Consider the following 24,125-nt stretch of genomic DNA (forward strand, 5'->3'; position numbering starts at 1 on the left):
AAGATAGGCGGCTTTTTTTATGGGTGTAATTTTCGGGTGTAATTTATCCAACTTGCACGAGGTTGGACAGTTTGTCGAGCGCCGTGCGCTGGGCATCTACCTGAAGATGAGCGTATCGCTGCGTGGTGCGAATATTGGTATGCCCGAGAATTTTACTGATGGTATAGAGGTCAACGCCGAGACCCAGCATGATGCTCGCACACGAGTGTCGTAAGTCATGAAAATTGACGTGGTGCATTCCCGCCCTGACACGTGCACGTTGCCAAGATGACTTGACGCCGCTCGGTGTAATAGTTAGCGGCAGATATGGAAGCCAGGGCCTCAGTGCTGGAATGATCGGAATAATCCGCGTCTTCAATGATTTAGTATGACTGGACGGCAGAGTAATGGTGTCACGGCCAATATCTTGACGACGAATCTTGAAAATTTCTCCCCGACGCGCACCAGTAAGTAACGCGATCCATATAGCCGCTTGCACGCGCGCCGAACAAAACTCCGCTATCCGTTGGACCTGCTTAACAGTAAGAAATACTTCTCTTTCATTATTCACAACGACATTTTCTATGCGAAGCCCGAAATTCTCGGGTATCAGGCGTTGGCGCCAGGCCAAAGACAAACCTTTCTTTGCGCACGCAAGCGATCGATTTATCGTAGCCGGCGCGTAAATCGATTCCAATTCCTTCGTTTTCGCATTCTCTACCTTTTTACTGGCGTCACGAATAAAGTGGTCTGCAAATTCTTGCGCCTGGCTTGCCTTGTAAAGCGCTGCCCATGGACCAAGGCGCACCACATGGAACTTTGACGTGTCAGCGCTTTTCAGGCTTTTTGAGTGCTCCAGGTATATCGCCAGTATTGCAGTCATTGGCGGGTCGCCTGGGATCACTACTTGCTTTTGCGATGGTGTCCGTTCTGCTGCCCTGAGCAGCTCCGCCTCTACGAGCTTGGCATCACGCGCAGTTGCACCTTTCGGCAACTTTCGGTGAATTCTTTTGCCATCGACCATGATGCCGACGTGCTTCCTACCTTCTTTGTCATCCCAGATGGACATTGGTTGTTTTCCTTTAACCAGTTCTTGCATTCTTCAAGGTCGTAGCGCTTGGATCGCGCGCCGACCGGTGTATATGGCAATCCTGCCTGCTCGAGGCGGAGGATCGTAGATTCGCTGACGCCGAGCGCAGCGCAGATCTGTTGCCTGTTCAGTTCGCCGGCCGTGTTGGCAGTGCGCTTGCCGCCAGCTTTGCCCAGCGCCGCCAGCATTTCGGCGATGTGGCGCATCTCGACTTCGTTCATGTTCATGGCGCGCTCCCGGCCGCCACGTCGCCGGCATGCCCGCTACCGCCGCACGCCGGACAATCCAGTTCGCCATTCCCCGGCTCGGCACCGTCGTTCATGAAGACCAGGACGCCGGACGTCGAGGCGACCGTCTGGCCAGCGGCGCGCGCGACCGTGATGGCCTGCTGCGTCTCAGCGGAGAGTGAGGCGCGGCGGCGTTCGAGCAGGGCCTCCAGCTCGGTAATGCGAGCATCGCGCTCCCGCAGCTGGATCTGGAATGCCGGCGCTTCACAACTGCGCGCGCACGGCGCCAGGTGCCTCCCGTCGGCTTGAAGTACCTGGCGGTCGGCCTGCTTGTTGGTGCGGGCTGCAAGAAGGCGGTCGTATGCGCGCTCCAGCTCGATATCGAGCTCGGCCTGCAGCTCCTTCACGCGGGCTTCGGCTTGCTCCACCTTGCTGGCCCACAGTTCGCCCAATGTCTGGCTTTCGGTCAGGGCCGCTGCCCGCCATTCGTTGACCTGCTTCAAATCGGCTTCTGCTTTCTCGGCGCGCTGCTGCCATGCATGGACGCAAGTGCATTGGCCACGCCACTCGCCGTCCAGCCTATGCACGTCGCCAGTTCCGCCGCAGGCACTGCACAAGGCGCGCATTTCCTCGCACACGTCCCTGGCGGCAGCCGGCGGCGCGAAGGCGGCGGCATTGGCTTGCGCGTCCAATACCGCGCGAACTGTGCCAAGTGCAGCTGTCCAGACGACCGGAGAATGGGGCAGGTGCAGTTTTTGATAATGGGCATAGATCTGCTCGTCGCTCGGAGCTGTGAGCGTCGGCGAATCCGGTACCGCCGCGGGCAGCGCCGGTGAGGCAGGCAGCGGCGAGTGCTTCGGCTTCGCCGCCTGCTTGGCCCGGATGGCCTCGACCTTCGTCCAGATCCTGGCCAGCTCCGTCTCGCCGGCGGCGTGCATATCCAGGCCCTGGGCCAAGCACAGCGCCGCCAAGGTGACCATGACGCCGCCGACTTCCTGCGCGCGCTCGCCGACCGGGCGGCCGTACACATAGTCGACCAGCTGGTGCGCCTCGCTGGCCGTGCAGCCGCAAGCCTGGACCAGTTCCAGCGATTCTTCCAGGAAGCGGTGATTGCGCTCAGCGCCATCGGCTGCGATTTCGGCGCCGAAGCACGCCATCATCCAAGGCTGCACGCGGCCTTGGAATGAATCGGTGGACGCCGCTGCCTGCGGCTCTTGTGCTGGAGCAGCCGGTGCTGCCGCCAGCATGGCGCGATATGCCGGCGCCATCGTGGCCAACATGCCAGCCAACGCATCGACGGTCGTTCCCGGCGCCATGTCCATCCGCATCAAGACGAGCGGCGCCGCTTGGCGTGCCAGGTCGATGTCCGCAAGCGTTGCGGTTGGCCAGGATGCGATTGCGGCGCCAGCGATGATCTCAGGGGTCGGCTCAACCGGTACCAGCTTCCAGCCATCCGGCACGGCCAGGTGTTGCAGCGCTGCGGCGACCGAAGAGGGCGCAGCTTGCGCCGGCGCGTCATTACTATCGTTGTTGATCATTCTGCATGCTCCAAAAAGGTTATCTCGCTGGGCTGTCGCGGCGTCGCGTCGCCCATCAGGTAAATCACGGAAGACACGCCGCCGCCCAGCACCTGGGTACTCATGCCGCGCAAGTGGTGCTGCTTGCCGTCGAACAGCACGGGCTGGCAGGTATGGATCGCGCGCAGCACGGCCCGGTCCAGCTTGTATGCCGCCTCGGCCGGGGTTTCCGGCGCTGGCGCTAGGTTGCGGCTGCTCATTGCGCCGCCTGCTCGCGACGGCCCCATACCCAGTACGGGCCATCTTCGGAGTCGTGAATGGACAGCGTGAACCAGCCTTCACCGGCAGGTGGCGCCGGGTTCCAGTCGGAGACGTCCATTCCAGCCTGGTCGAAGTAGGCAATATGGGCTGGATGCGTATCATCCTCGGATTCCAGGCTGGCGTAGGTAGTGTCCAGGCCTTGGGCAGCGAGCCACGCGCGATATTCCGCCTCTTGATCTTCATCGAACTCTGGCATATCTGGATGTCTATACCAGCCTTCGGCATCGCGCACGACCGGCGCCCATTCAATAAGTTTTGTCATATTCACCTTTCAGGTTATCGCGGCCAAGACGCCCGCCAGGGTCGCCGCCACGTAAATAAGGATCAGGGCCGCCGCCACGCGTGCGGCGCCGGGGCTGCGCTCGCTGTTCGGCACTTCGTCGTTGTCGGTCATGACACCACCTGCACAGCACGGCCGCCGCGCCACTGCCAGCCTGGTGCAATCTGGCTGTAGCGCCACATGCCCATGCGCTGGCTGGTGGTCATGCGCGGCCACGACTTGCCGCTGCACTCCCATTCCGGGCCTTCCCAGTAATCCGCTGGCAAACGGGCGTGATCGTAATACTGGCTCCAGCCGACGCGCGAATCATGGCCGTACCACTCGCCATCAAAGTCCTGGCGGCCAAATTCCGGGATGCTACTGATGCGCTGCCACAGGGCATATTCAGCTGGCCGGTGCAGGCGTAACCATTTCGCGCGCGTAAAGGAGAATGGCTCGTCAGCCAGGCCTTGCTCGCTCGATGGCGTGTACTTCGTCGTGTCGCCATGGCTGCGCAGCAGCTGGACCGCGCGCTTTGCCTGCTTCTTGTAGATGCGCGGGTTCATGGTGTCACCCGCTTGAACTCGATCACCCACAGCCAAGGATTGCTATCCCAGTCGCCGCCGGTCGATTCCCACAGGTCGCGCCAGGCCGAGCGCTCGGTTGCGCGACCGCTGGCGCCAGTCCCTTTGCATACGATGTCGTAGCGATCCTGCGATTCCGTCAGCGCTTCCATATCGATGCCCTCGGCGACAATGTCGGCGTCGCTGATATCCTGCAGGCGCTCGACGCGCACGGACACGATCTCCAGCAGGATCCGGCAGGCCGCGCGAGGCATGAAAATAGAGGGGCGCATGTACCAGCCGGGCAGCGCGCCGCCGCGCCCGGCAGCCAGCAGCACTTCCGGGGAATCGGCATCGTACTGGTACGCGCGGGCGCATTCGGCCGTCATGTCGATGAAGTGCCATTCGTCGCGGCCCTTCTTCTGGCTGTAGCGCGTCACCCAGCGGCCGTAGGCAAAGTATGTTTCGCGCACACGTAGGTGATCACCGTGCCCGCCGTGCGGGCACGCGTCGCCGGCCATGCCGTCGGTGTCTGGCGCACGCGTATCCGAAACGCTCACCATCGACTGGGACGCGTTACAACGCCACTGGCAATCACCTGAGTGATGCGGTACTGGTTCTGGCTGCGGCTTCATGATCCGCCGCGTCTGCGTCTTGCTGCCGTCGAGTAGAGCGCGCACCATCGGGGTATTAAAGAGTATAGGACTCTCTTTGCTCATGCTAAAATTTCCTTATGAAAACAATAATTGAATTTTTTGAGTCTCCGATGATGCGGCTATGCATTCTGATATCACTGGGAATGTCGGGGATCGCCGTCTACAACTGGATTCCTTGGTCTGGCCTTACACCGTCCGATTGGGGGACATGGATTGGTGCAATTGGCACTGTTGCAACTCTGGCCGGTACAATCTGGCTTGCGACCAGTGAGCAGCGCCTTCGCAAGCGCGCGGAGCGTGATTTGGCGTTGATAACCGTCGCTGGACTTATGTGGCGTATTCAAGCGGTAGAAACTGGGCTGGGCGGGATTAAATGTGAGTTGGATTCGGGGCTGCGAGGAGAAGTATTTAATGACTATCACGAAATACTTATGAAATTTGAACTTTTGCCTTTGTGGACTCCAACGGAATTGACTGCACTTGTTTCCATAGAGAACCACGTTGCTGCACGCCTCGCATTTTGCGGTGAGACAGTTGTTTCGATAAAACAATTTATCGCTCAAGAGGTGCGCGAGCAACGGTATATCCGGAATGATCTCGGACGAAGGCTTTTCAACACGATGGCAACAAATCGTCTCGTACCTGTGATTGATCAAACTGGCGACGTTAAGGACGATTGTTTCCTTTTCTGGAATAGTTGTCGCCTTAATGAGTCGTTCAGGCGCGGCCGTAGGACTGCGAGCCGAGATTGACTTGTTGCGCGCGGGTAAAGTCCAATTGTGGCCAAGAGTATCGGCATGCATGCCGTTGAGCGCATTCCAGCAGGCGAAGAGGCGCCGGGCGTTAGCCTCGCGCATGCCGGGCTCGTTCTTGAATTCAACGGCCACTGCTATCGCGTGATTTTCAAATTGGCCGGTACCGCGGATATGGGTTTCGGGCACGCCATCGTTATCGAGGGGCGTTTCTTCGACCATCCGCATGCTAGGGGGGCGAGCTCTCATGCTGCCGCTCCTGGTGCAGCCAGCGCCGTGCGATTGCCATTCGATGCAATGCCGCTCACCACGCCCAGCGCCTTCATGGCTTCCAGCAAGTTACTCGCCCGGTTGTAGCCGATACGCAAATGGCGCTGCACCAGCGATATCGATGCGCGCTGGTGCGTGCGTACGACCTCGACGGCCTGCTCGTACAGCGGATCGCTCGCACTGCCGTCGCCGGGCGGCACGGCGCCTGCCGCTTCGCCGTTCAGCGACAGCACCGGGCGCTGTTCGCGCACGGGCTCGTGACCCTTGGCTGGCCGTGGGCTTGGTTCCATGATCTCAACGGCGGCTACCAGCAGCAGGTCGGCGGATTGCGAGCCGCCAGGCAGCTCCTTGGCCAGCGTCAGTGCTGATTTAATCGCGCCCTCGGCGGTTTGCGCCATGTGCTCGCGCACACGTGCAACGGCCGGCTGCACGGTGCTGTCATACAGTTCGTTGAGCACATCGCGGTAACGGGCGCGCAGCTTGTACAGATCGGCAGTTAAGTTCACAGCACGCTCGATCTTCTGCTGGCCGGCAGCAGCCGGGCCCGGCGCCTGCCGCTCCACATCGGCCTCGCCACCCAGCGCCCCCACCAAGTCGGCCAGCAGCTTGGCCAGTTCGCCGGTCATCAAGGTGAAGTCGATGTCGAAGCGCTCGTCGGCCGCCTCGCCAATCGCGCATTCCCGCAGAATGTCCAGCGCCTTGACGCTCTTAATGGCCAGGCTCTCGTCCAGTACGAAGGAAACCTTGTCGTTCCAGGTCATGGCCAAGCGCGTGCACTGCTTGCCGGCGGCGATGTGGCGGCGGATATCGTCCGCTTCCAGCGCGTGGCGCTTGTACGCCACCTGGGCCTTGCTCTCGCCCGTGGCGCGCATGATCGCGTCCTGGTCGACCGTGAAGCCGGCAGGGGATTCGTCCGCTTGCAGCCATTCCGTCATCGCGCCCACTGGGGAGCGCTGCACGCGCAGGCTTTCCAGCGGCAACTTGTCGACGGATTTCAGCAGCAACTTGATCACCTCGTCCGCCTTGCTCGGGCTGGCCGCGTCCACCACCAGCCAGCCATTCACCGGATCGATCCACACGGCCGTGGTGCTGAGGATGGCGAACGCGCGCGGCAGCAGCTCGTCGGTGACGCGCTCCTTCAATTCCTTCATGGCCTTCTTGCCGGGCGCGAAGCCCTGGGCTTCTTCCATTTCCAGCGCGCGGGCGGCGGCCACCTGGTTGACCACGGTCGACGGCAGCAGCTTCTTCTCGGTTTTCAGCTGCAGCAGGAACTGGCCGCCGACAGCGTGCACGAGCGGCTGGCCGGCGCCGCGCGGAGAGGCCCAGCCTTGGCGTACCAGATCCATACTGGTGGCGGGCGTGAACTGCTGCGGCGCGACCGCCTGCTCGAGCACGGCGGCCGTCATGGCCCAAGGGGCAGGCAGGCGGTAAATCTGGAGGTTTTTGAAAAACATGGCGGCTGCTCGCTTAATCGTTGTCGTTATACGGGAAGGTGGTATCGAAGTCGTCGGCATCCGCATCCGCGTCGATGATCAAGCGCGTCTTGGCCGTGTACATCTGGAACAGGCGCTTTTCGAAATTGAAGAGCGGTCCGACGAAAATCTTGTTCTTGATGTCGGTGCCACCGAGGCTGAGCGCCCACACCTCACCGTCTCCCCGGATGCGCAGGTGGATGGCGCAGGACGAGTGCCGCCTTTGGTTTGGGTCTTCATCGATTGAAACATCCAGGTAGTCATCACAGTTTTCGCTGCGGTTGATGTTCAGTGTGAATTTCTCGCCGCGCAGCTCATGCGCGTTCCACGCGTCTTTCTTGCTTTCGATGAACTCATCCAGCAGCGCTTGCAGCGTGATGGAGTCCGGCACCGGCTCCAGCAGTTCGGCAATATCCTTGTCCAGTTTCTCGGTGAATTCCGTGGACATGACAGCGCCGACGCGTTTCTTAATAATGTCGCCTACCAGTTGGCGATATGACGGCAGGTCGATTGTGTCCAGGTCGATTTCGATCAGGGTGCCAATCTTGGCCTTGAGCGCTTTGCCGAAGTCGCTGTAATCACGCAGGTGCTCGTTGATGCCGGCGGTGACGGCCGCGCCGATCTGCTTATGAATTGCTTCCTCGATGGCGCCGGATGCGACCACCTTGTCAAACGCTGCCGCTACCGCCTCTTTCAACTGATCCATGATCTTCTCCGTTGCTGCTGCTGGCTTTCATGTGAATGCCAGCAGCTGGTTAATTACGTTGTCCAGGTCCTGCCTGGTGTATTTGGTCAAAATCCGGGGCAAGATCACGTCGATGGTCGCGCTGTAGAGCGCCTCGAACTGGATCTCGTCCATTTGCGCAAACGAAATGCTTTTCGCCTCCAGGCGCACCTCGCCCTTGAGGTTCACCGTCGATTCGAAGAAGCCGGCCAGGATCGCTATGTCTTTCCGGAAGCGCTCCTTGTTCTTCGCTACTGGCTGGCCCTGGTAGGTCAGGCCGCCGCGCGGCTCCCACTGATCAAAGGCGAAAGACACCAGGGCGAAGTATTTTTTGTGAAACTGGTAGTTCCGCACCTTCTTGAAGTCGGCGTGCATCAGCGCGCCAACCTTCATCTTCTGGATGAACTCAGCCGCCGCCTCGTCGTGCGGGACGAGGACGTTTGCCGTTTTCATGAGCACGATTTCTGTCAAGGCGGTGCTCCCGCGCAGCGCCAGGCCGTCACGCTGCAGGCGCCAAGTCGGACACGTCGATCACGATGCCGCGGCAATACGGCTCGCCGCCTTCCACGATTTCGAACGTGGCATGCGGCACGTCGGTGCGGTAAGTCCAGCTGTAGCCGTCTTCCTTACCCCGCAGCGCATCCACGGCGCGCATCTGGGGCGCCCGGGCGAAATAGTCCTTGAGTGCATCGTCGTCGTGCTGGATATCCTCGCGGAACGGCAGCAGGCCCTTGGCATCGATCAGTGCCACGGTCGGCGCGCCGCGCTCGTCGTCCACGAAGCCACGGAATTCCATCAGGTCATCGCTGGCGCCGAAGATGACGATCAGGCCGGCCGCCTTGGCCTGCTGCTCTTCTTCCTTCAGCATTTCCTTGCCGTACTCGCGGCCCGTCAGCAGGCCGACCAACAATTCTTTGCTCAACTTGACCGGCGCCACGACGGCGGCCGGTGTGCCCATGTTCGTGTACGGGTGCTTGTCGGCATGAGGCTTGATGTGCGCGTAGAAGTGCTTGCCGACCGATTCGGCGCCGGCGAAGGCTGCGTATTCGGTGGCCGTCACGCTGGCGTAGTGGTACACATCCGCCGGCGCGCCCTTGCGGAAGAACTGCACGGCCAGGGTCTCGGTGGCTGGGCAGTGACCGATGGCGGCGATCTGCGAGGACTGCACGGGTTGCAGGGTAATTTGAGGTGCTGCGGCTACTGTATTCATTGGTTTATCCTGGTGGTGGGCGAGTTGGTGTTTATGCTGCTTTGGTGATCAGGGCAGCGTACTCAGCGGCAAAGTCGAACTTGGCCAGGCGTTCGATGGCCTCGGCTGCCGTCAGGCCGAACTGCTCGAACATCACATCGAGGATGTCGCTGTCGGATGGGTAGAGGTCATCGGCAGCGGCGTCGAGCAGGTCAGGTGCTGGCGCTGGGCGGCTCGCGGCCGGCGCGATGGCGGCGGGCGCGCGGCGGATGCCGATAGGAGCGGAGGGCGCAGGCGCGGCAACCTGGGCGGCTTGCTCGGCGGCGCGCGCCACGGCGAGCTGTGCGGCTTGCTTGGCTTGCACAGCTTCATTGGCCAAGCGGTCGGCGTCGACCTGGGCCAGCCGTGCGCCTTCTGCTGCAGCGGTTTGCATGCCCAGCAGTTCCTGGCGCTGGCGTGCGATTTCCGCTTGCTCCAGCCGGTTCTGCTCGGCTTGTGCGTCTGCCTGCTTTTTCAATGCAGCAGCCTGGGCCTCGCGTTGGCGCAGCGCTTCCGCTTCCTGCTCGGCGGCCAGCGCCGCACGGCGGTCATCTTCGGCCTTGCGTTCGGTAGCGATGCGGTCCGCTTCCACCTGAGCGATGCGCCGGGCATCGGCAGCCGCTTCGCGCAGTTGAGCCAACTCGGCGCGCTCGGCGGCAATGCGGGCGGCTTCTTCTTCGTTGGCCAATGCTGCGGCGTGCAGGCTGGCCAGCTTGGCGCTCACTTCGGCAACGACCTTGGCAGCGTCCTTCTCGAATTCGGCAAAGCGCGCCTTGTCCACGACGATGGCAGCCACAGTTGCTGCGGCCGCCTGAATATCGGCAGCGGACTTGCCCACCAGTTCCAGCGGCGCATCATGGATCGCCGCAATATCAGCCTGGATCGCAGCAATGCGCTCGCGCTCCTTTGCAATCGCAGCTTGCTTTTCGGCCTCCACCTTGGTGTCGTAGGCGTCGCGCAGCTCGAACACGCGATTCTCTTCTGGCGTAATCAGCGCAATCAGGTCTTTTTCCTTGGCAATCACTGCCTTGCTAAAGTCTGTCGCGTCTTTGCGTGCAGCCTCGCCGACGGCCTTGATGCCGGTGCGCAGTTTCAGCAGGTTCATGCCGATGCGGTGCGCCTGCTCGCGGCCGGCGGGATCGATGACGGCGGTGATATCGGTCGAGGCGGCAACCTGTTCCTTGATTTTTGCCTCATAGTCCACGGCGCCCAGCGCGACGGCAGCGCGCTGCGGCAAGGTGAGGGCGGTGGTGGCCGGCGTGGCCTGGGTGGTTTCGGTGATCATGCTGCCTCCTTGAGTTTGAAAAGAATTTCGCGGTCCGATACGCGGCGCGCGAAAGCGGCCAGATCCAGCACCATTGCGTCAATAAAGTTGTCGTCGCGCATCACGCGCTTGATGTACAGGTCGCTACCGGCGTTGGCCAAGTCGGGCACGTACATGATGAAATCGCACCACTTGCGAGCCGTGATCCACATGCCGCCCTGCATTTGGTGCATGTATTCGGTCAGGTCGCCTGTCTCCAGGATCTCGACGATCTTCACGCTGTCGATTGGCGCCTTGATCTCGATCAGGCCGTCATTGCCCACAAAACCGTCCGTCGAATAGCCGAACAAGCCGTCATCCGTCAGCACGAGGCCCGCCTCTGTGACCATGGACTCGGTACGTGCCTCGTACGCCATGCGTGCCAGGCGCTCCATTTCGTGGCCGCGATCCAGCACCCAGGCCTTGACTGGTGCACCGTACGGCTTGCCGCTGATGCGCTCGATGGCCAGGTCTGCGGCATATTTATCCGACGCGATGGACGGATCGCCGGCCTTGCGTTTGCCGGATGTACGAGACAGCTTGGACACAGCGTCGGCGTAGCAGGACGCCGTGATCACGCCAGCGCGGGCTTGGTGCCAATCCGGCGTGCCTTGGGCGCAGGCAATGAATCTCATGTTGCCCCTCCTGTTTTCTGAGCGCGCATCATCAGGCCGTCGTAGTGACCGGCGAGCATGTTCTGCGTGGATTTCGACAGGCTGGCCCAGCTTGCAGCGAAGACCTCGGCACCGTCGTCGGCGAGCACTTCCATGTCGGCGAGTATTTCGGCCGCAGCAGTGGACAGCGGTTGTGGTTCTGGCTTCTCTGCTTTGGGCGCAGGCTGCGCGGCAGTCAGTGCCGTTCCGCGTTCCGTTACAGCCGCCTTGAAGGCGTTCGATGCAACCGCATCCTTGGCCTCGTTGATCGCCTTGACGCCAGCCTTCCATACAGCTGCCAGGTCATCCGCGGTTGGCGCAGCGTTGGCCTTGGCCACCCACTCAAGCGCCAAAGGTGACATTGCTGGGTCGCCGGCATCCTGGACGCGCAATTCTTCCGGCAAGTCTTCGATGTCCTGCGTGAAAATGTCGGATGCTGCCGTGACGTTTAAGGTCATGGCGATCATGGCGCGCTTGCATGCCATTTTCAGGACCGTATTTGACAGATCGGCTGCCTCGGTACGTACTTGAACTTTCTTCTGGACACTGCCGTTGTACTTCGCAAATTTCAGACGGCGCATCGTTTCTGGCGTCAAATCGAATTCCTCGGCGCACACGGATGCGCGCCACTTATATTTTTCTTCGGCGGACGAGCATTCACCGACGCCTTCGCCCAACATGATGTCCGATACCTGGTGCTGGCCGACGCAAGTAACGCGGAAGCGTGCAACCAAGTCGGTGCTGAGATCGAGAATGCGATAGATCGGGGCGATGCGGAAAGTCACACACAGCACTTCGGCGCCCGGCTTGTACAGCGTCGGCTTCGGCGTTCCAGGGATGGTCCCGTAGTGGGTGTTGATCCGCGCCACTTCGGCCCGGATAAGCATAGCAACGAGTGCCGCGTCGGACCTTGGGCTCAGCCTGCCAAGGTCGTCTCCAGCGCGCACAGCACTGGTCAGTGCGTTGCAGATCCGCGAATGAATGGCACCGGCGAATACAGCCAATACGGGGTAATGCCCTGGGATGCCACCAGCGGGGTGATCAGCGCGCAGTCAGCGCCCGGCGGTGGCAAATATTCCGTCGCCGATCCACGCCCGCCAACCGGTCCGATATTCAGCAAGTACGCGGTCACCCGCTGGGATAAGCGCACCGGCACCGTGATCGGCGGCGACGACCAGGGCGCCTATGCCGTGGCCGACCCGCGCTCGAGCACTGGCTTCGAAGGAGCGGGCAAGTACCTGGTCACGCCTTTCGGTGAGGCGGCCGGTACCGTAATTGCTGGCAGCACGACCGGCCAGGGTGCATTCTGCGTTGCCGACCCGCGTGCGATCAATCGCCAAAAGGGGGATGCATTCCTGACGGGTGGCCACTATGGCGTGCTGCCGTGGGATGGACAGTGCGGCGCCGTCAGCGCTTCGGCCGGCTATGACAATGACTGCTGGAGCGTTGCAGACCCGCGCATCGACGAAGCGCCGCAGCTGCCGGCCCTGAACCAGAAGACGGTCGCGCTAATTCGTGCGATCGACGGCACCTGGCATCGCCCATTCACCACACTGGAACTTGGGGCACTGCAATCGCTTATCGATCCGGAGGAGCATTGGTCGACCGATCCGAAAACCCAACGTGAGATTGACGAGCACAAGCGCAGGACCGGCGCCAACGCCTTCCCGTTGCTCGACGGCACCAACGATAGCGCGCATCGTGAGCGCATCGGCAATGCCGTCCCGAAGCTGGCCGCGCAGGCCATAGGCGAGGTGATGGGCACCACATTGCTGCTGGCCGCCGCCGGCGAGACGTTCGTACTCAGCGCCATGCCGATATGGGTGCAGCCCGTGGTGATCGCTATTGCGGCGTCGCAGGCTGGCGCAGGAGGTGAATTGTGATCGCGAACACTCGAACCGAAGCTTGCCGCTTCATGGCTGGCAGAAGTTACTCACCGGCCATGCAGTTCAAGGCGGGCATGCACGCCGCGCCGGCAACAGAAATCCAGCTTGGCCAGCGGCTCTCGCCGGCCACGGAGTTCGAGCCCGGCATGGATGCGCACAACCGGCTACCCGTCGGCGCCATGCGCGTGCGCCGCGAAACTCATACCGGGCTCGATCGCGCCTGGGGAAAAACGGCCGAACCAAACGTATGGCGCAAGTGGGCGGTACTGGTATGGGAGGCTGAGCATGGCCCAGTGGCGCCCGGCTTGGTTATCCACCACCGCGACCGTGACAGATTGAACGGTGCGCCGGCCAATCTGCAGGCGTTGACGCGCACGGAGCATGCGGACGAGCACTGCGGCGAGCTAGAAGCTGCCCGCGCGCGCAACGGCGCCAACTTAGCGCATGAGCGTGAGGTAAGGATGGTGGAGGAATGAGACTAATCGGCCTCAGAACTCTCAAGGCAAGCATACCTGCAGATGCCCGTTACCTTGTCCAATGTGGCGATCATTCGGCTATATGTGTCGATTTGTGCTCGGCAGCGGGCTTTCATCGTGTCGGGCTCTACATCTCTACGGCTTTTATGCATAGCCGCAAGATTCTTTTGTGCGGTAACAAATTCCGCCGCGAGCGCACTAAGCTTCATCGCAACTTTCCCCGGGAGCGTTATGAGTGGAATTGTTTCGGCCGGGCTCCAAATTCTTATGTCATCTATGGTTCGGTAAAGACCGGCAAAATCCGCCTTGAAAATATCATTTTCACAAACTTTCAGTGCTTCTATGCTTTGCTCAAGCAGGTGTCGAAGAACTCGAATCCGTTCGGCGAAGCTCGCAGCAGTAACTTGAGCCAATGCAAATTCCTGACGGCTGCGATTCCGACGCTCGGACGTCGCAAGCAGCATCGTGCCTATGAGGGTTCCCACAGTTCCCACGGAACCTACCCACGTTCCCCAGTCTGTTTTGTTCAAGCCGCACCAAACGCCGAGCGTGACCAACGAGGCCAGACCGACCACAGCGAGCGCCGTGTATCGCACGACGTGAGTTTTGAAATAGTTGAGATTGATTGCCATAAAGGAATCTTACCATGCACTACACGATGAACCAAGTTGACCGCTGGCACCGCGCCATCAACACCGAATCAGCGCCTGTATCGTTGGTCGTGAAACGCTGCACCTGCGGTAAAGCCAGCACCGCCAAGCAGCTAGCCCAGCACGGCAAATGCGCCGCCTGCGCGCTGGCCGCCGTCCGCGACGCAATCATGCCCGGCGACTTCGCCAAGCTGCAGCACATGCTCGGCGCCGTGCAGCAGTATCCGAAGTCCAAGTGGGGATGGCGCAACTACTTTGCCGCCGGCAGCGGCCAGCAGCACGAGGCCATGCAGCGCCTGGTCGCTGCTGGCCTGGCCTCGGCCGGCCGCGCATGCGGCGACATGACCTATTTTTACGCTACCCGCCTGGGTTGCAAGGCTGCTGGCCTTGATGGCGCTGGCATTAAGCGCGCAATGGAGGATTGACGATGGACCACTCCGAATTATTCGCGGCCGGCATCGCGCAGGTACCCGAGCAAATCATTGACCTGATCGCGCGCGGCGCCATGTTCGTCATCAATCACAGTGGCGGCAAGGACAGCCAGGCCATGTACCTGCTGCTGCGCGGCCTGGTGCCGGCGGTGCAGCGCGTCATTGTGCACGCCGACCTGGGCGAGGTCGAATGGCCGGGTGCGGTCGACCAGATCAAAGCGACGACCGCCGGCGAGCCGCTGCACGTCTGTCGATCGCGGCGCGGCCTGCTGCAGATGATCGCCGAGCGCGGCATGTTCCCGTCGCCATCCCAGCGCCAGTGCACTAGCGACCTCAAGCGCGGGCCAATCGAGCGCACCGTCCGCGCCGTCACGCGCGAGCGCAAGGCGGCCGGCATCGAAGCGTGGGGCTTGGTCGTCAACTGCATGGGCATGCGCGCCGAGGAATCGCCGGGCCGCTCGAAGTTGACGCCATTCAAGCGCCACGAGGGCAACAGCAAGGCTGGGCGCGAGTGGTACGACTGGCTGCCGATCCACGACCTGACCACTGTCGAGGTGTTCGCGCGCATCGCGGCCGCCGGCCAGGCGCCACATTGGGTGTACGCCGCCGGGATGTCGCGATTCTCGTGCTGCTTTTGCATCATGAGCAACAAGGCCGACTTGACGACGGCTGCCCGGCTGAACCCTGATCTTTATCGACGGTATGTCGAGCTGGAGCGCTTGACCGGGCAAGTCATGATGATGCCGAGCAAATCCAAAGGCAGGATGACGCTGGAGCAGATCACCGGAATCTCAGTCGCGGTCGCAAAATGCGAGATTGCGAGGACGTTATGCGAATAAATAATATGCATGGCGTCTCACAACTTCGCCACCAGTGCATCCACCAATCTAATTGTTTCCCGGCAGATACCTTGCATCTGCCTGCACATTTCTATCATCTCGACTCCATGCATTCTTTTTCTCTCATACTGGAACGCATCCGGCCGATAGTGAAGCTCTGTTTCAATGTCCGACAATACCGTAAGCAGCTGATTATTCTGTTGAGCGTAGGAAATCAAGCCTTTTGCCACGGCAAAGGCATGAATGATATCGGATCGAAGTGCATCGTCTTCGATGAGCGTGAGTCGGTCAATGAGAGACGCATATATTGGGAATCGCTGAATTGGGATCGTGATATGCCGGTCAAAAATTCCGGGATCTTCAATTTTGAGCAGATGCGAGATATTTGGCCCATTAAAGGTTTTTTGCAATGCCTGCAACTCATCCTTAATGGACATTTGCACTCGTTGAGCTTCATTTGCTTGACGAGTTTCTTCCAACTGAATTGCATCTTTTCGTTGGCGATATGGTATATAAATAGCAATTCCGAGGCCTACCGTGGCACCGATAGATTGCACCCATACAGCCCATTCGGACTGTTTAAGGCCTTCATTCATACCAGTGAACAAAAGCGCAGACGTAATTCCGATGGCGATCAGCGGGTATCGCACCACGCGGGTTTTAAAGTGATTGAAGGTGATTGTCATGTGGAAATTTTATCATGATGCGTCGCTCACCCATGAAGCCCGGCAAGCCCCTGGTGCGCACGCCATTCAAGCGCACCTCACCCATGCCCAGCACCGGCATGCTCTCCGTGCAGTCGCACCAGCGCACGGCGCCGAAGCGCAAGGCCGGCTTGAAATCGAAAGGCCCGGTCTCGACACCGATCCGGCGCGCCGCGCGCGGCCAGGACTGCACGCTGCGCCTGGCCGTCTGCAACTTCGACCCTGATACCACAGTGCTCTGCCATTCGAATTTTTTAAGCGACGGCAAGGGCATGGGCCTGAAGGCGCCCGACACCGCCGCAGCGTTCGGCTGCAGCGCCTGCCACGACGTGCTCGACGGCCGGCGCCCGCGCCCGACTGATCTGTCGATGGCCGGCCTGGAGGTTGCCTTTCGCGCGGCCGTCAGCACCACACACGAAATTTTACGATCGATGGGTCTGCTCGATGCAGCGCCCGTCGTCATCAAACCTACATTGGAATACCCATGAGCGCCTTTAGCCCGCAAGAGCAAAAACACCTGAAAGAAGCCGCGTACAGCGAATTCCTGCGCGCCAAGATCAAGCTGGCCCAGCGCAAGGGCTTCGACGTCCCGCTGGCCGATATCCACCCCGGCCTCAAGCCGCACACCCGCGACATCGTGCGCTGGGCCCTGGCCGGCGGCTAACGCGCCATCTTCGCCTCGTTCGGCCTGCACAAGACCAGCACCAACCTCGAGGTCATGCGCCAGATCGGCATCCACCGGCCAGGCCTGCGCCTGATCGTGCTGCCGCTGGGCGTGCGCCAGGAGTTCATCCGCGAGGCTGCGAAGCGCTTCACCGACGAATATGAGGTGCAAGTGCGCTTCATCCGCACGGACGCCGAGATCGATGGCCAGGACGTCGTCTACCTGACGAATTACGAATCGGTGCGCGAAGGCAAGATCGATGTGCGCAAGTTCCGCGCCGTCGGCCTGGACGAGGCCAGCGTGCTGCGCAGCTATGGCAGCAAGACCTATCAAGAGTTCCTGCCGCTGTTCGAGCAGGTCGAGTTCAAATTCGTCTATACGGCCACGCCCAGCCCGAACCGCTTCAAAGAGCTGATCCACTATGCCGGTTTCCTGGGCGTGATGGACACCGGCCAGGCTTTAACTCGCTTCTTCCAGCGCGACAGCGAAAAGGCCGGCAACCTGACGCTGTACCCGCATAAGGAACAGGAATTCTGGCTGTGGGTGGCCAGCTGGGCGGTCTTCATCCAGCGGCCGAGCGACCTGGGCCATTCGGACGAGGGCTACGACCTGCCTGCGCTTGACGTGCGTTTTCATGAGGTTCCGAGCAATTACAGCACGGCCGGCGCCGAGAAGAACGGCCAGGGCCTGCTGATCCCGAACGTGGCCATGGGACTGTCGGCCGCCGCCGGGGAGAAGCGCGACAGCATGGCCGCGCGCGTCGCCAAGGTGGCAGAGATCATGGCGGCGGATCCTGACGATCATTTCCTGATCTGGCACGACCTGGAGGACGAGCGCCACGCTATCCAGACAGCGGTGCCAGGCTTGGTCAGCGTTTGGGGCACGCAGGACCTGGACCAGCGTGAGCAGCGCATCGCTGACTTCAGCGACGGCAAGATCAAGGATCTGTCAACCAAGCCGATCATCGCCGGCAGCGGCTGCAACTTCCAGGTGCATTGCCATCGCGAGATTTTCGCGGGCATCGGCTTCAAGTTCAACGATTTTATCCAGGCCGTCCACCGCGTCCAGCGCTTCCAGCAGCAGCATGCTGTGCGCATCGACATCATCCACACCGAAGTCGAGCGCAAGGTGCTGGCCGACTTGATGGAGAAATGGCACCGCCACGACGAAATGCAGGCCAAGATGGGGCAGATCATCCGCGCCTATGGCCTGGACCAGCTGTCCATGCAGGACTCGTTGGCGCGCACCATTGGCGTCGAGCGCGCCGTGGTGGCCGGCGAGCGGTTCTCGGTGGCCAATAATGACTGCGTGCTGGAAGCCATGCAGCAGCCGGACAACTCGATGGGCATGATCATCACCAGCGTTCCATTCGCCAACCATTACGAATATACGCCCAGCTACAACGATTTCGGCCACACCCAGGACAATGATCACTTCTGGGCGCAGATGGACTTCCTGACGCCCGAGCTGCTGCGCATCCTGCAACCGGGCCGCATCTACGCCTGCCACGTCAAGGACCGTATCAACTTCGGCAACGTGACCGGCGCCGGCATTCCGACGGTCAGCCCGTTTCACGCCGAGGCGCTGTTCCACGGCATCAAGCACGGTTTCGACTACATGGGCATGATCACCGTCGTGACCGTCGTGACCGACGTGGTGCGCGAAAACAACCAGACCTACCGCCTGGGCTATTCCGAGGTGTGCAAGGACAGCACGAAGATGGGCGTCGGATCGCCGGAATACATCCTGCTGTTCCACAAGCCGCAGACGGACCGCTCGCGCGGCTACGCCGACACGCCCGTCGCCAAGGCCAAGCCGATGTGCCTGGACGATGCAGGCGAACGGATCCCGTTCGACCGCAAGGCCGCTCCGATTCCTGGTACCGGCTACAGCGTGGCGCGCTGGCAGGTCGACGCGCATGCTTTCTGGCGCTCCAGCGGCGACCGACTGCTGGGCGCGGCCGAACTGGCCAGCTTCGGCCCGGGCAAGCTCGCGAAGCTGTTCACCAGCATGTCGCTGGACAACGTCTACAACTACGAATACCACGTCGAGGTGGGCGAGGCGCTGCTGGCCGGCAAGGCCTTGCCTGCGGATTATCTCAGCCTGGCGCCGGGCAGCGCCGACCCGGCCGTGTGGCACGACATCGTGCGCATGCGCACCCTGAACGGCGAGCAGTCGGCGCGCGCGGTAGAAAAGCACGTTTGCCCCTTCCAGATCGATATCGTGGACCGCCTGATTGGCCGCTACAGCAACCCGGGCGAGGTGATCTACGACCCGTTCTGTGGCCTGGGCACCGTGCCGGTGCGCGCGATGAAGCTGGGCCGCCAGGGTCGCGGCAGCGAGCTGAACCCGGCATATTTCACTGACCAGGTGCACTACTGCCAAGCCATGGAGCGCGAAGTCAGCATGCCCACGCTGTTCGATATGGAGCTGATGGACGAGGAGAATGCAAAGTGAAGATCGATCATCCAATGTCAGCACGCCGCGTCGCGGCGATCACTGCGGCGCTGGCCAGTCAGGCGCTCACCGCGCGCGACCTGGCGCCGCTCGTCTTCCTCAGCGTCGAGCAGACGCGCCGCTACCTGGTGCAGATGCACCTCGACGGCGCCGTGTGCATTGCGCGCTGGGGCGTACAGGCTACCGGGCGCGAAACTCGACTGCCTTCGTACAGGGCAGGCGCCGGCCGTGATGCGCCGCGACCGGAGGTGCTTACGTCGGCTCAGCGCCAGATCAGGCACATGGCGCGCGTCAGGCGCGACGAAGACCGGTACGAACTACACAAGGCCCGCAATCGTGCGCGCAAGCTGAAAACGGTACGTGATCCGCTGGTGGCTGCGCTGTTTGGCGCGGCGCTCGCGCAGGAGGGCCGGCTTTGAATTACTACAGCCATCACATCGGCGACTTTGACCGCGCGACCCGGCACCTGACGCGTATCGAGCGCAGCGTGTACCGCGATTTGCTCGACACCTACTATGACACTGAACAACCGCTGACGCTGGACCGGGCCGCACTGTGCCGAAAAATCCTTGCACGTTCCAACGAAGAGGCAACGGCCGTTGAACAGACGTTGAACGAGTTTTTCATCGAAACGCCGACCGGCTGGTATCACCAGCGGTGCGAGGAAGAGCTGGAGGCATACCGCGCGTCGAATAGCCAGAAATCGGCAGCTGGGAAGGCATCTGCTGCCAAAAGAGCATTGAAATTGCAACAGGCGATGAACGGGAGTTCAACGACCGTTGCAACGACCGTTGAACAGACGCTCAACGGCTCGGCAACTAACCAAGAACCAATAACCAATAACCATAAACCAGTAAACCTAAAACCTACGTCGGCTTCGCCTCCGGGGGGATACCCCGAGGAATTCGAAACGGCATGGGATGCATACCCACCACGCCCTGGTGCAAGCAAAAAGGACTCGCACAAGGCCTGGGCTGCGCGCAGGAGGGAGGGTGTACCGGCCGAAGCGCTTCTTGCTGGCGTCCAGCGCTACGCGAACTACGTGCTGTTCTCGCGCACCGAGCCGCAATTCACGAAGCAGCCGGCCACGTTCTTCGGGCCAGGCGAGCACTACAAGGCCGACTGGGCAGTCGGCGCAACGCAAACACAAAAAGGCGTCATTCATGGAAACTTTGGCAAGCAGGATTACCACAAGGGCGTTGGGGCAGATGGCACCTTTTGAAGGCAAGAAGCGCTACGCCAGCGCGCAGATCGAACGCTGCCCTATGCACGGCGAGTACACGGCAATGCTGATTCGCGGCGTCTGGTCTGGCTGCCCAGACTGCATGAACGTCGAGGACCAGGTGCGCGAGGCCGAGCAGCGCGCCGCCTGGCGCCAGGAGCTCAAGGCGCGCGAATGGAGCGCAAAGCTCGGCCGTGCCGCCATTCCCGAGCGCTTCGCTGATCGCAGCCTCGAATCGTACCGGCCGGATTGCCCTGGCGCCGAGCGCGCGCTGGCCGTGGCCACCCGGTACGCCGAGAACTTCGAAGATGCACGGGCCACTGGCGCCTGCCTGATCTTCGCTGGGGATGTCGGTACCGGCAAGACGCACTTGGCCGCGGGCATTGCCCACCACATCATGGCGCAAGGGCGCCAGGCTGTGTTCACGTCGGTGATGCGCGCGGTGCGCTCCGTCAAGGAAACCTACGCTAAGGGCGCTGGCCGCACCGAGGCGCAGGCCATCCGCGACCTGGTCGAGCCGGATCTGCTGATTCTGGACGAGGTGGGCGTGCAGCACGGCAGCGACACCGAGAAGCTGATCCTGTTCGAGATTATCAACGGCCGCTATGAGGCGGCGCGCCCGACCATCGTCATCAGCAACCTGGACGCGGCCGGCCTGGAGCAGTTCCTGGGTGCGCGGGCGTTTGACCGATTGCGCGAGGGCGGCGGCAGGCTGGTGGTCTTCGATTGGGAGTCGCACAGGGGGAAACGCCCGAGTGTCCAGGCTGCGAATGCCACTCAGGATTTGCCAGAGGCACCGCCGCACTGCGCAAGGGCCATGGCCGCTACGAAGTGACGTACCCATCAGAAAAAACGGCTTAAAAGGCTTCAAATGAAAAATCAAGAAAACAAAATCGCAGCAAACAAACGCCTGGCCGAGCTGCTGGGCTGGTCCAGCATCATCGAGGTGGGTGGCGCCCTGGTCGGCACGCCGCCGGATGGTGCGGCAGACAGCCGTGGCCAGGAGATGGTGCCGAACTGGGCCGGCGACTGGGCGGCGGCCGGGCCGCTGGCAGTCGCTTACGATATCGCGATCAAACCTGGCATTAGAGCATCAAGCGCCGGTGGGTACATGGTCCACCACTACCTGCACGCCTCAAAAAACGCAGCCATCACTTTTGCCATTGCCATGGCCGTGATGCACAAGCTGGCGAGTGCGCAATGATGGCCCGTGGCTTGCAGGCGCTGGGCCGCCTCAAGGTCGGTGCCATGAACCAGACGGAGGCGGCCTACGCCAGGACGCTGGAGTTGCGCAAGGCCGCCGGCGAGGTGGCCTGGTACAAGTTCGAAGGCCTGAAATTCCGCCTGGCCGACAACACGTTTTACACGCCCGACTTCGCCGTGCAGCTGGCCGACGGTGCGCTGGAGGCGCACGAAGTGAAAGGCTACATGATGGAGGATGCAAATGTGAAGATCAAGATCGCCGCCGACATGTATCCGCTGCGCTTCGTCGCCGTGCAGGTGCTGTCGAAGAAGGCGGGCGGCTGGAAAGTGGAGGAATTCTGATGGGCGCGCGATACACCGGCATCACCGACATGTTCGACCTGATCGCCGTCAAACAGCGGATCGAGCCGGAAATAGTCGATCAACTGGCCATGGCCGCGCTGATCACCCTGGATGCGGCAAAGCGCGGCGCAGCGCCTGCCGGAATGGCCAACACGCTGACCGAGCATCTGCTGACCAGTGTGGCGATCTGGTCGCAACTGGGGAATAGGCAGCAGTACCTGGTCAGCGTCAAGGCATGGGATGCGCTTCGCAAAGCATGCGCGCGGCCGACGGCGCTGCTCGACCTGACGACCGGAGAGTATGCAGCGATTCGTAGGGCCGTCAGCTACTACGTGCGGGCTTTACCTATGCTGGAGCTGGGCGTGCTGACGTCGGCGCAGGCCAAGGCTTTCGCGCAGCTTTGGGCCTGATCAGCGCCAGAGATTGGCTTGACTAGCACAGGACAAAAAAGGTGTTAACGTTGACGTACGGAATGAAAGGGAATTCATGGGCTTCGCAGAAAAATTTGTAGCATCGTTGCAATCTTCAAATCTTCGGGATGATGCGTTTCATCACGACCTGGATGCGATCGCGGCAGCGGCGCTGGCCGGCGATCTAGGCTCGTTGCTGTGCCGGGTCAAATATGCGGATGGCACAATCAACAAGCTCTTCGAGGGCAACTCGGGGAATTTGACGCAGTTGCTGCGAATCTGGACTGCGCGCGTAATTCAGAAAGGGCGCGAGCGCAAATGGGTGGAAGAGGGTGCTGCATGGGATGCCCATGCGGCCCAAGCGTTGTACCGTCGCGTCGCTGAGCGATCGCTGGCCTACTGGCTCGACGGGAAATGCACTAACTGCAGTGGCACCGGTATTTCCTCCAGCCGCCAAATCTGTGCTCCGTGCAAAGGAATTGGTCGGGCCGAGATCAATGGGGGCGGGTTTGAGCGCGAGCGCACGCTAGACATGGTTAGCGATTTGGAAGGCCTGCTGCAGGCCCATCATGGGCGTGCAGCAGGACGTCTAGGCCAGTTTTAGATGGTGTTAGCTGTTTGGATCGAACAGTTCGTAACTCTTCGAGAGCTCTTCTTTCGAAGAGCTGTATTTGCTATTTGCCTGGTAGTACTCGATAGCTTTTTTCCGAATATCGGCACGTTTTGCGATGATCCTATCCTCGTACTTGGGGAGCAGCTCTTTTAAAATAGCATTCTCTTCAGCAATGTGACGGTGTGAAGAATATGTGAACTTCGTGCCGTGTAGGGGACTGCCGTAGAATGCCAGACCGCCCTCATAAGCTAGGAACTCATTCTCGTCGGTACAGATTGTTTTTAGAACCGCTATAAAAAGAGATTGCGTTCCGCCATTCACGTAATATGAGGCTTGCTCCAAAACTTCAGGATCATCCGCGATAGTGGGCTTCCGTCCGCCAAATACATCAAAAACGTCGTCTAAACACAGTGCGATTGCATAGCCTTTAATCATAACTTCTCCAGTAAGTCGTGGTTGCTTTGATCTTATCATAATTTCCATATGGAATCACAATAGGATTAGTTGACATCCTGGGTGAAGTACGTTAACTTCCAATTCCACATACTCTCGGCACTCGTAATGCAGGCTTCGAGCCTCAACGATAGTCGGGATTCGAGGCTAGCACCCATTCAATTGATGCTTTCGCTCGTACGTACCGCTCATCACGCACTATAGCCGTAGGAGCAACACCCCAAGCCCGACGCTTACGCGATTCGGGCTTTTTTGTTTTTTGGCCATGTTGAGAGGCGATGATGGCAGTAGCCGAGTTGTTCCGCCGTATCCGATGGCGCCACACGCCGCATGAAATGATCGCCATCATCACCGACCCGGCGCCGGTCGAGCCACCGACGCAGCAAGAAGTGCTCGACCAGCTGGATATCGCCGTGGTGCGCCAGTTCCAACGCATGCTCGACGTCGAGGCTGAATAAGCAATCCCAAGAATTTGAACGGCCGGATGTGCGCGCGCTCATGCCGCCGCAGGCCTGAAAAGGAGGTGCGCCGTGAAGTAGCGATCCAGCAACCAAGCAAGTCAATCAGTCGGGCGCCGCCGCGAGGCTGCGCGCCAAACCGACGCCGGGACGCTGTAACCCGGCACCAGATTTCGCGGGTGTAGCTCAATGGTAGAGCGGAAGCCTTCCAAGCTTTCCACGAGGGTTCGATTCCTTCACCCGCTCCAGTTCTCCTTGCCCGGCACTCCGGGTTTCGCCGCCGGCCGCATCACTGCGCTGGCG

34 protein-coding genes, 1 tRNA gene and 1 pseudogene are annotated in these 24,125 nt (G+C 60.8%); 17 read left to right on the plus strand and 19 right to left on the minus strand.

Features of this window, described 5'->3' with window-relative positions; genetic code table 11:
- Positions 1 to 43: 43 nt before the first annotated feature.
- The 8 genes from KO539_RS28595 to KO539_RS28625 are packed head-to-tail and all read right to left on the minus strand — an operon-like array spanning position 44 to position 4,675.
- Positions 44 to 1,048 (minus strand): site-specific integrase, encoded by a 1,005-nt coding sequence (locus tag KO539_RS28595; protein WP_219313614.1) that lies wholly within the window; start codon positions 1,046 to 1,048, stop codon positions 44 to 46.
- Positions 934 to 1,296, minus strand: coding sequence for an AlpA family transcriptional regulator (locus KO539_RS28600; protein WP_219313616.1), 363 nt, complete (start codon positions 1,294 to 1,296; stop codon positions 934 to 936). The genes KO539_RS28595 and KO539_RS28600 overlap by 115 nt, the downstream gene beginning before the upstream one ends.
- Positions 1,293 to 2,834, minus strand: coding sequence for a hypothetical protein (locus KO539_RS30470; protein WP_257626533.1), 1,542 nt, complete (start codon positions 2,832 to 2,834; stop codon positions 1,293 to 1,295). The genes KO539_RS28600 and KO539_RS30470 overlap by 4 nt, the downstream gene beginning before the upstream one ends.
- A complete protein-coding gene (locus tag KO539_RS28610; protein WP_219313618.1) occupies positions 2,831 to 3,073 on the minus strand; it encodes a hypothetical protein in 243 nt (80 codons plus the stop codon). The genes KO539_RS30470 and KO539_RS28610 overlap by 4 nt, the downstream gene beginning before the upstream one ends.
- Positions 3,070 to 3,396 (minus strand): hypothetical protein, encoded by a 327-nt coding sequence (locus KO539_RS28615; RefSeq protein ID WP_219313619.1) that lies wholly within the window; start codon positions 3,394 to 3,396, stop codon positions 3,070 to 3,072. The genes KO539_RS28610 and KO539_RS28615 overlap by 4 nt, the downstream gene beginning before the upstream one ends.
- Positions 3,397 to 3,405: 9 nt before the next feature.
- Positions 3,406 to 3,528: a hypothetical protein gene (locus KO539_RS30475; protein ID WP_257626534.1), complete on the minus strand. Its 123-nt coding sequence runs from the start codon at positions 3,526 to 3,528 to the stop codon at positions 3,406 to 3,408.
- Positions 3,525 to 3,959, minus strand: a complete 435-nt coding sequence (locus KO539_RS28620; RefSeq protein ID WP_219313621.1) for a hypothetical protein — start codon at positions 3,957 to 3,959, stop codon at positions 3,525 to 3,527. Before KO539_RS28620 ends, KO539_RS30475 begins: the two co-directional genes overlap by 4 nt.
- Positions 3,956 to 4,675 (minus strand): hypothetical protein, encoded by a 720-nt coding sequence (locus KO539_RS28625; RefSeq protein ID WP_219313623.1) that lies wholly within the window; start codon positions 4,673 to 4,675, stop codon positions 3,956 to 3,958. The genes KO539_RS28620 and KO539_RS28625 overlap by 4 nt, the downstream gene beginning before the upstream one ends.
- A 14-nt stretch (positions 4,676 to 4,689) precedes the next feature.
- On the opposite strand from KO539_RS28625, the gene KO539_RS28630 reads away from it, so the two are divergent.
- The gene (locus KO539_RS28630) at positions 4,690 to 5,364 is read left to right on the plus strand and encodes a hypothetical protein (protein WP_219313625.1); all 675 of its coding nucleotides are present in this window, start codon (positions 4,690 to 4,692) and stop codon (positions 5,362 to 5,364) included.
- 245 nt (positions 5,365 to 5,609) lie between these two features.
- Here the strand turns inward: KO539_RS28630 and KO539_RS30480 are convergent, their stop codons facing one another.
- From KO539_RS30480 to KO539_RS28665, 8 genes and pseudogenes are all read right to left on the minus strand, one after another.
- Positions 5,610 to 6,032, minus strand: coding sequence for a DNA translocase FtsK (locus tag KO539_RS30480; RefSeq protein ID WP_307789251.1), 423 nt, complete (start codon positions 6,030 to 6,032; stop codon positions 5,610 to 5,612).
- A 135-nt stretch (positions 6,033 to 6,167) separates the two neighbouring features.
- A pseudogene (locus KO539_RS30485) lies at positions 6,168 to 7,088 on the minus strand (recombination-associated protein RdgC); the annotation flags it as partial.
- A 13-nt stretch (positions 7,089 to 7,101) separates the two neighbouring features.
- Positions 7,102 to 7,812 (minus strand): hypothetical protein, encoded by a 711-nt coding sequence (locus KO539_RS28640; RefSeq protein WP_219313629.1) that lies wholly within the window; start codon positions 7,810 to 7,812, stop codon positions 7,102 to 7,104.
- A gap of 27 nt (positions 7,813 to 7,839) precedes the next feature.
- Positions 7,840 to 8,289: a DUF1367 family protein gene (locus KO539_RS28645; protein WP_374106502.1), complete on the minus strand. Its 450-nt coding sequence runs from the start codon at positions 8,287 to 8,289 to the stop codon at positions 7,840 to 7,842.
- Between the two features lie 40 nt (positions 8,290 to 8,329).
- Positions 8,330 to 9,040: a KTSC domain-containing protein gene (locus KO539_RS28650; RefSeq protein WP_219313633.1), complete on the minus strand. Its 711-nt coding sequence runs from the start codon at positions 9,038 to 9,040 to the stop codon at positions 8,330 to 8,332.
- Between the two features lie 31 nt (positions 9,041 to 9,071).
- On the minus strand, positions 9,072 to 10,343 hold the full coding sequence (locus KO539_RS28655) for a hypothetical protein (RefSeq protein WP_219313635.1): 1,272 nt from the start codon (positions 10,341 to 10,343) through the stop codon (positions 9,072 to 9,074).
- Positions 10,340 to 10,996, minus strand: coding sequence for a lambda exonuclease family protein (locus KO539_RS28660; RefSeq protein WP_219313637.1), 657 nt, complete (start codon positions 10,994 to 10,996; stop codon positions 10,340 to 10,342). The genes KO539_RS28655 and KO539_RS28660 overlap by 4 nt, the downstream gene beginning before the upstream one ends.
- Positions 10,993 to 12,018 (minus strand): hypothetical protein, encoded by a 1,026-nt coding sequence (locus KO539_RS28665; protein WP_219313639.1) that lies wholly within the window; start codon positions 12,016 to 12,018, stop codon positions 10,993 to 10,995. Before KO539_RS28665 ends, KO539_RS28660 begins: the two co-directional genes overlap by 4 nt.
- Between KO539_RS28665 and KO539_RS28670 the strand changes: the two genes are divergently transcribed.
- Both KO539_RS28670 and KO539_RS30780 read left to right on the plus strand, forming a co-directional pair.
- Entirely contained in the window at positions 11,992 to 12,897 is a 906-nt protein-coding gene (locus KO539_RS28670) for a hypothetical protein (RefSeq protein WP_219313641.1), read from the plus strand. The two genes, KO539_RS28665 and KO539_RS28670, sit on opposite strands and share 27 nt — an antisense overlap.
- A complete protein-coding gene (locus KO539_RS30780; protein ID WP_219313643.1) occupies positions 12,894 to 13,376 on the plus strand; it encodes an HNH endonuclease signature motif containing protein in 483 nt (160 codons plus the stop codon). Before KO539_RS28670 ends, KO539_RS30780 begins: the two co-directional genes overlap by 4 nt.
- A 2-nt stretch (positions 13,377 to 13,378) precedes the next feature.
- Here the strand turns inward: KO539_RS30780 and KO539_RS28680 are convergent, their stop codons facing one another.
- Positions 13,379 to 14,008 (minus strand): hypothetical protein, encoded by a 630-nt coding sequence (locus tag KO539_RS28680; RefSeq protein WP_219313645.1) that lies wholly within the window; start codon positions 14,006 to 14,008, stop codon positions 13,379 to 13,381.
- 14 nt (positions 14,009 to 14,022) lie between these two features.
- Between KO539_RS28680 and KO539_RS28685 the strand changes: the two genes are divergently transcribed.
- Complete coding sequence (locus KO539_RS28685; RefSeq protein WP_219313647.1) at positions 14,023 to 14,451, plus strand: hypothetical protein; 429 nt, start codon at positions 14,023 to 14,025, stop codon at positions 14,449 to 14,451.
- 2 nt (positions 14,452 to 14,453) lie between these two features.
- Positions 14,454 to 15,296 (plus strand): phosphoadenosine phosphosulfate reductase family protein, encoded by an 843-nt coding sequence (locus KO539_RS28690; RefSeq protein ID WP_257626536.1) that lies wholly within the window; start codon positions 14,454 to 14,456, stop codon positions 15,294 to 15,296.
- Between the two features lie 17 nt (positions 15,297 to 15,313).
- On the opposite strand, the gene KO539_RS28695 is transcribed toward KO539_RS28690, so the two are convergent.
- The gene (locus tag KO539_RS28695; protein WP_219313649.1) at positions 15,314 to 15,982 is read right to left on the minus strand and encodes a hypothetical protein; all 669 of its coding nucleotides are present in this window, start codon (positions 15,980 to 15,982) and stop codon (positions 15,314 to 15,316) included.
- Positions 15,983 to 15,996: 14 nt separating this feature from the next.
- On the opposite strand from KO539_RS28695, the gene KO539_RS28700 reads away from it, so the two are divergent.
- The 10 genes from KO539_RS28700 to KO539_RS28740 all read left to right on the plus strand — a co-directional run bounded on the left by KO539_RS28700 (position 15,997) and on the right by KO539_RS28740 (position 22,902).
- Complete coding sequence (locus KO539_RS28700; protein ID WP_219313651.1) at positions 15,997 to 16,488, plus strand: nuclease domain-containing protein; 492 nt, start codon at positions 15,997 to 15,999, stop codon at positions 16,486 to 16,488.
- Entirely contained in the window at positions 16,485 to 16,664 is a 180-nt protein-coding gene (locus KO539_RS30495) for a hypothetical protein (RefSeq protein ID WP_257626537.1), read from the plus strand. The genes KO539_RS28700 and KO539_RS30495 overlap by 4 nt, the downstream gene beginning before the upstream one ends.
- A gap of 54 nt (positions 16,665 to 16,718) precedes the next feature.
- Positions 16,719 to 19,121: a DNA methyltransferase gene (locus KO539_RS28705; RefSeq protein WP_257626538.1), complete on the plus strand. Its 2,403-nt coding sequence runs from the start codon at positions 16,719 to 16,721 to the stop codon at positions 19,119 to 19,121.
- Positions 19,118 to 19,540 carry a hypothetical protein gene (locus KO539_RS28710; RefSeq protein WP_219313653.1) on the plus strand — a complete coding sequence of 141 codons (423 nt, stop codon included), beginning with the start codon at positions 19,118 to 19,120 and terminating at the stop codon, positions 19,538 to 19,540. Before KO539_RS28705 ends, KO539_RS28710 begins: the two co-directional genes overlap by 4 nt.
- Positions 19,537 to 20,343 carry a YdaU family protein gene (locus KO539_RS28715; protein WP_219313655.1) on the plus strand — a complete coding sequence of 269 codons (807 nt, stop codon included), beginning with the start codon at positions 19,537 to 19,539 and terminating at the stop codon, positions 20,341 to 20,343. The genes KO539_RS28710 and KO539_RS28715 overlap by 4 nt, the downstream gene beginning before the upstream one ends.
- Entirely contained in the window at positions 20,285 to 21,178 is an 894-nt protein-coding gene (locus tag KO539_RS28720; RefSeq protein WP_257626539.1) for an ATP-binding protein, read from the plus strand. Before KO539_RS28715 ends, KO539_RS28720 begins: the two co-directional genes overlap by 59 nt.
- A 36-nt stretch (positions 21,179 to 21,214) precedes the next feature.
- Positions 21,215 to 21,547, plus strand: a complete 333-nt coding sequence (locus KO539_RS28725; RefSeq protein WP_219313657.1) for a hypothetical protein — start codon at positions 21,215 to 21,217, stop codon at positions 21,545 to 21,547.
- A complete protein-coding gene (locus KO539_RS28730; protein ID WP_257626540.1) occupies positions 21,544 to 21,888 on the plus strand; it encodes a DUF1064 domain-containing protein in 345 nt (114 codons plus the stop codon). The genes KO539_RS28725 and KO539_RS28730 overlap by 4 nt, the downstream gene beginning before the upstream one ends.
- Positions 21,888 to 22,298: a hypothetical protein gene (locus KO539_RS28735; RefSeq protein WP_219313659.1), complete on the plus strand. Its 411-nt coding sequence runs from the start codon at positions 21,888 to 21,890 to the stop codon at positions 22,296 to 22,298. The genes KO539_RS28730 and KO539_RS28735 overlap by 1 nt, the downstream gene beginning before the upstream one ends.
- A gap of 76 nt (positions 22,299 to 22,374) precedes the next feature.
- The gene (locus KO539_RS28740; RefSeq protein WP_219313661.1) at positions 22,375 to 22,902 is read left to right on the plus strand and encodes a hypothetical protein; all 528 of its coding nucleotides are present in this window, start codon (positions 22,375 to 22,377) and stop codon (positions 22,900 to 22,902) included.
- 6 nt (positions 22,903 to 22,908) lie between these two features.
- Here KO539_RS28740 and KO539_RS28745 read toward each other — a convergent pair whose 3' ends face one another.
- The gene (locus KO539_RS28745; RefSeq protein ID WP_219313663.1) at positions 22,909 to 23,346 is read right to left on the minus strand and encodes a hypothetical protein; all 438 of its coding nucleotides are present in this window, start codon (positions 23,344 to 23,346) and stop codon (positions 22,909 to 22,911) included.
- A 296-nt stretch (positions 23,347 to 23,642) separates the two neighbouring features.
- Here KO539_RS28745 and KO539_RS28750 point away from each other — a divergent pair, with 296 nt between their 5' ends.
- Positions 23,643 to 23,822, plus strand: a complete 180-nt coding sequence (locus KO539_RS28750; RefSeq protein ID WP_219313665.1) for a hypothetical protein — start codon at positions 23,643 to 23,645, stop codon at positions 23,820 to 23,822.
- Between the two features lie 175 nt (positions 23,823 to 23,997).
- Positions 23,998 to 24,070, plus strand: a tRNA-Gly gene (locus tag KO539_RS28755).
- The last annotated feature ends 55 nt before the right edge of the window (positions 24,071 to 24,125 follow it).

This window comes from Janthinobacterium sp. NKUCC06_STL, assembly GCF_019345455.1.
Classification (GTDB): Bacteria; Pseudomonadota; Gammaproteobacteria; order Burkholderiales; family Burkholderiaceae_D; genus Janthinobacterium; species Janthinobacterium rivuli.

Excerpts from the sequence above, each read along its gene's own strand:
- KO539_RS28680 (WP_219313645.1), bottom strand. The coding sequence starts at position 14,008 with ATGGCAATCAATCTCAACTATTTCAAAACTCACGTCGTGCGATACACG.
- KO539_RS28655 (WP_219313635.1), bottom strand. The coding sequence starts at position 10,343 with ATGATCACCGAAACCACCCAGGCCACGCCGGCCACCACCGCCCTCACC.
- KO539_RS30480 (WP_307789251.1), bottom strand. The coding sequence starts at position 6,032 with ATGGCGCAAACCGCCGAGGGCGCGATTAAATCAGCACTGACGCTGGCC.
- KO539_RS28705 (WP_257626538.1), top strand. The coding sequence starts at position 16,719 with ATGCGCCAGATCGGCATCCACCGGCCAGGCCTGCGCCTGATCGTGCTG.
- KO539_RS28740 (WP_219313661.1), top strand. The coding sequence starts at position 22,375 with ATGGGCTTCGCAGAAAAATTTGTAGCATCGTTGCAATCTTCAAATCTT.
- KO539_RS28620 (WP_219313621.1), bottom strand. The coding sequence starts at position 3,959 with ATGAACCCGCGCATCTACAAGAAGCAGGCAAAGCGCGCGGTCCAGCTG.
- KO539_RS30470 (WP_257626533.1), bottom strand. The coding sequence starts at position 2,834 with ATGATCAACAACGATAGTAATGACGCGCCGGCGCAAGCTGCGCCCTCT.
- KO539_RS28650 (WP_219313633.1), bottom strand. The coding sequence starts at position 9,040 with ATGAATACAGTAGCCGCAGCACCTCAAATTACCCTGCAACCCGTGCAG.
- KO539_RS28690 (WP_257626536.1), top strand. The coding sequence starts at position 14,454 with ATGGACCACTCCGAATTATTCGCGGCCGGCATCGCGCAGGTACCCGAG.
- KO539_RS28615 (WP_219313619.1), bottom strand. The coding sequence starts at position 3,396 with ATGACAAAACTTATTGAATGGGCGCCGGTCGTGCGCGATGCCGAAGGC.
- KO539_RS28600 (WP_219313616.1), bottom strand. The coding sequence starts at position 1,296 with ATGAACATGAACGAAGTCGAGATGCGCCACATCGCCGAAATGCTGGCG.
- KO539_RS28630 (WP_219313625.1), top strand. The coding sequence starts at position 4,690 with ATGAAAACAATAATTGAATTTTTTGAGTCTCCGATGATGCGGCTATGC.
- KO539_RS28670 (WP_219313641.1), top strand. The coding sequence starts at position 11,992 with ATGAATGGCACCGGCGAATACAGCCAATACGGGGTAATGCCCTGGGAT.
- KO539_RS28685 (WP_219313647.1), top strand. The coding sequence starts at position 14,023 with ATGCACTACACGATGAACCAAGTTGACCGCTGGCACCGCGCCATCAAC.
- KO539_RS28610 (WP_219313618.1), bottom strand. The coding sequence starts at position 3,073 with ATGAGCAGCCGCAACCTAGCGCCAGCGCCGGAAACCCCGGCCGAGGCG.
- KO539_RS28725 (WP_219313657.1), top strand. The coding sequence starts at position 21,215 with ATGAAAAATCAAGAAAACAAAATCGCAGCAAACAAACGCCTGGCCGAG.
- KO539_RS28730 (WP_257626540.1), top strand. The coding sequence starts at position 21,544 with ATGATGGCCCGTGGCTTGCAGGCGCTGGGCCGCCTCAAGGTCGGTGCC.
- KO539_RS28595 (WP_219313614.1), bottom strand. The coding sequence starts at position 1,048 with ATGTCCATCTGGGATGACAAAGAAGGTAGGAAGCACGTCGGCATCATG.
- KO539_RS30475 (WP_257626534.1), bottom strand. The coding sequence starts at position 3,528 with ATGACCGACAACGACGAAGTGCCGAACAGCGAGCGCAGCCCCGGCGCC.
- KO539_RS28745 (WP_219313663.1), bottom strand. The coding sequence starts at position 23,346 with ATGATTAAAGGCTATGCAATCGCACTGTGTTTAGACGACGTTTTTGAT.
- KO539_RS28640 (WP_219313629.1), bottom strand. The coding sequence starts at position 7,812 with ATGGATCAGTTGAAAGAGGCGGTAGCGGCAGCGTTTGACAAGGTGGTC.
- KO539_RS28735 (WP_219313659.1), top strand. The coding sequence starts at position 21,888 with ATGGGCGCGCGATACACCGGCATCACCGACATGTTCGACCTGATCGCC.
- KO539_RS28700 (WP_219313651.1), top strand. The coding sequence starts at position 15,997 with ATGATGCGTCGCTCACCCATGAAGCCCGGCAAGCCCCTGGTGCGCACG.
- KO539_RS28625 (WP_219313623.1), bottom strand. The coding sequence starts at position 4,675 with ATGAGCAAAGAGAGTCCTATACTCTTTAATACCCCGATGGTGCGCGCT.
- KO539_RS30495 (WP_257626537.1), top strand. The coding sequence starts at position 16,485 with ATGAGCGCCTTTAGCCCGCAAGAGCAAAAACACCTGAAAGAAGCCGCG.
- KO539_RS28660 (WP_219313637.1), bottom strand. The coding sequence starts at position 10,996 with ATGAGATTCATTGCCTGCGCCCAAGGCACGCCGGATTGGCACCAAGCC.
- KO539_RS28750 (WP_219313665.1), top strand. The coding sequence starts at position 23,643 with ATGATGGCAGTAGCCGAGTTGTTCCGCCGTATCCGATGGCGCCACACG.
- KO539_RS28695 (WP_219313649.1), bottom strand. The coding sequence starts at position 15,982 with ATGACAATCACCTTCAATCACTTTAAAACCCGCGTGGTGCGATACCCG.
- KO539_RS28720 (WP_257626539.1), top strand. The coding sequence starts at position 20,285 with ATGGAAACTTTGGCAAGCAGGATTACCACAAGGGCGTTGGGGCAGATG.